We start from the raw sequence: 2,834 nt of genomic DNA, 5'->3' as shown, positions 1-2,834 counted from the left end.
CCGACGGGCGCGGCGAAGGCGGGTGCGCCCGTACCGACCGCGACCGAGACCAACAGGGCTGCGCCGGCGGCCAGGCCGGCCCAACGGGTCCGGTTCGTAGAGGTGTTCACGGGTATCTGCTCCAAACAGGCTGGTCCATGCGGGTGGATCTGCTTCGGCGTACGGATCGATCCTGCCAACGCTCCGTCAATCCGCCATCCGGGAAGATCCCTGCCCGTACCCGTAGCCGCTCTCAGGGATCTCCCCGAGAGCGGACCGCGCGACCGTCAGGGTTCGCCGCCGATGACGAGGACCGGTCGCTCCGTCCCTTTCGGACCTGGCAGCCGCCCTGGTGAACCACCACAATGGCTGCGGCGCGTAGGGTCGACCGAGTCCGCAAGATCACCAACACCCCGACCCGGGCACGGAGGAGTCGTCGATGCAGCACCCGGACCCGCAGCACGCCGCGCGTCTGGCCGCGTACGGGACCGTCTCCACCCACCTGTCCCTGCTCGGCGACCACCGGCTCGGTGAGGTCGTGGCCTCGGCCACCCCGCTCGGATCCGGCATCGGCGGCAGATCGGCGGAGCTGGACGTGGCCGGAACTCGCGTCTTCGTCAAGCGGGTTCCGCTGACGGAGGTCGAACTGCGGCCGGAGAACGTGCGGTCGACGGTGAACGTCTTCGGGCTGCCGGTGTTCTACCAGTACGGAGTGGGATCCGCCGGGTTCGGCGCCTGGCGCGAACTGGCCGCGCACACCATGACCACCAACTGGGTCCTCGGGAACGAGTACGAGGGCTTTCCGCTGATGTACCACTGGCGGGTCCTGCCCGACACCCCTCCCGCGAGCATCGCCGACGAGTTCGGGGGCATCGAGGGAGGCGTCGCGCACTGGGACGGTTCATCGGCCGTCCGCGAGCGGCTGGAGGCGATCGGCCGGTCCTCGGCCAGCCTGGTGCTCTTCCTGGAGTACGTGCCGCAGACGCTCGGCGCCTGGCTGGCCGACCGCCGGGAGGCCGCGTCACCGGGCGGGACCGAGGTGCCCTACCGGTGGGTGGACGACACCCTGGCGCGCGGGACCGCCTTCATGCGCTCGCACGGGCTGGTCCACTTCGACGCCCACTTCGCCAACGTCCTGACCGACGGTCGGCTGCTCTACTTCGCCGACTTCGGACTCGCGCTGAGTGCCGCGTTCGAACTCTCCCCGGCCGAGGCCGAGTTCCTCTCGAACCATCTCGAATACGACAGCTGCTACGTCGCGAGCCATCTGCTCCGCCACCACCTGCCGGACTCCGTCCGACCTGCCACGGATCACCTGGCGTTCCTACGCGAGTGGCTCGCGGGCCGACAGCCCGAAAGCGTCCCGCCGGAGCTCGCGACGGTCCTCGACCGGCACGCCCCGGCTGCCCTCATCCTGGACGAGTTCCACCGCCGACCGCTCACGGAGACCAAGCGGACACCGTTCCCGGCTGCCGAACTCGGACGGGTCCTGGACGCCGCGCGAGCGCGGTGACGGCTCGCAGCGGGACCGAGCGGGCACCGAGGACTGGTCAGGGCGGGACCCGTGCCGGCGGGCTCCGCAGGCGGGCCGGGGCCGACCCTGCGGCTCACCCCGCGCGAAAGCTGGACGCCGTCCCGTCAGCCGTGGTCGGCAAGGTCGCCGCCAAGGCCGAGAGCTCGCCGGGACGGGCTGCGACGAAAGGTCTCGGCTACCGCCGTGTTCGCGAGCATCACGGCCGCGACGACCACTGCGGCGACAGGATGCCCCACCCCGGACAGGGCAGCCGCACCTGCGCCGAAGACCACCGCCTTGACCAGCAGCACGGCCGGAAGCGGAGGCCGCAGCCTCGCCTTCGGGGCGGCGAACAGCCCCCACAGCACGGCGGCCGGCAGAGGCGCCCCGAGACCGAGCAGCACCCGGACGACGACACCGCCGCCGGTGGCAAAGCCCCACCAGCACAGCAGGCCCAGCGCGGCCAGCTCGAGCAGGAACGCCAAGACCTCATTGGCGGCGTACCAGAGCCGCCCTCCCAGGGCGGCCTTGGCCGCACCGCTCTGACCTGCCATGAGCGCCGTCCCTCCCCGTCGAGGCACTCGGACAGCAAAGCATGGCACGAACGGCGACGGCCGAGCCTCAGGAATTCGCGGAATGAGACCGGGGCCGGCGTCGTCGCCGGTGCGGACGCCGGTCCAGGCGCGGCCGTCGGCGCGGTGGGGGAGCGGGCCGCTCGTGGCGGAGCTGCGGGACGCCGCGTTGGAGGGCGAGTGGCGCGCTGTCCCCCGGCCGGCCAAGGCCCGGGAGGGGGCCCTGGCCGGGCTCTCGGAGCACGGACCCACACGAGATCTCCGGCGCGCCCCGCCGGTCCGGTGGCACGGGTCGATGGGAGTCCGGGCGAGCGCGCGGTGAGGTCGCCGACACCTGCTACGACGGTGGCTGTGGTGCGGCGAGGGGTGCTACCGGGGGCACTGCTTCCAGGCGAGGTGGTAGGTGGTGTTGATGCTGCCGTCGGTGGAGTCCATGGTCATGAAGCTGGTCGTCCTGGACGGGTCCGAGGTGCCGGCGCTCACCCGCAGCTCGGTGTTGATGTTGAAGTTTCGCCTTTCCCCGCAGGGCGCGTAGACGAGGGAGGCGACACCGACCGTGTCGGTCGCCTGCCAGCTGTCGTCGAGCCTGCCCTTGAACTCGTGGCTGAGCGAGGAGGTCTGGGGTGATCCCTGGAAGTAGTAGTTCGCCTTCTCGGTGCCGGTCGTGCCCGGTTCCAGGTGGGCGAAGCCCCGGTAGTCGGCGGCGGCGATGGCGTAGGTGAAGCCCTGGGGGACGTGCACATCCAGATTGAGCTGGCAGTTCTTGCGGA

At 71.4% G+C, this 2,834-nt stretch carries 3 protein-coding genes; 1 reads left to right on the top strand and 2 read right to left on the bottom strand.

Annotated elements, in window-relative coordinates:
• Window positions 1-418 precede the first annotated feature (418 nt).
• The gene (locus tag UK12_RS32185) at window positions 419-1,492 is read left to right on the top strand and encodes a serine/threonine-protein kinase (RefSeq protein ID WP_045306752.1); all 1,074 of its coding nucleotides are present in this window, start codon (window positions 419-421) and stop codon (window positions 1,490-1,492) included.
• A gap of 125 nt (window positions 1,493-1,617) precedes the next feature.
• Here UK12_RS32185 and UK12_RS32180 read toward each other — a convergent pair whose 3' ends face one another.
• Window positions 1,618-2,046 carry a YrdB family protein gene (locus UK12_RS32180; RefSeq protein WP_082120131.1) on the bottom strand — a complete coding sequence of 143 codons (429 nt, stop codon included), beginning with the start codon at window positions 2,044-2,046 and terminating at the stop codon, window positions 1,618-1,620.
• A 387-nt stretch (window positions 2,047-2,433) separates the two neighbouring features.
• Window positions 2,434-2,834: DUF4360 domain-containing protein (locus UK12_RS32170; RefSeq protein WP_045306750.1), on the bottom strand; the 401-nt coding region annotated here is incomplete at its 5' end.

The sequence above is a fragment of the Saccharothrix sp. ST-888 genome, assembly GCF_000955975.1.
Classification (GTDB): Bacteria; Actinomycetota; Actinomycetes; order Streptomycetales; family Streptomycetaceae; genus Kitasatospora.
The sequence above is the reverse complement of the archived record's forward strand: the minus strand, read 5'-3'. Positions and strand labels throughout refer to the sequence as shown.

Bases quoted from the DNA above. Each gene is read 5' to 3' on its own strand.
- UK12_RS32185 (WP_045306752.1), top strand. From the start codon at position 419: ATGCAGCACCCGGACCCGCAGCACGCCGCGCGTCTGGCCGCGTACGGG.
- UK12_RS32180 (WP_082120131.1), bottom strand. From the start codon at position 2,046: ATGGCAGGTCAGAGCGGTGCGGCCAAGGCCGCCCTGGGAGGGCGGCTC.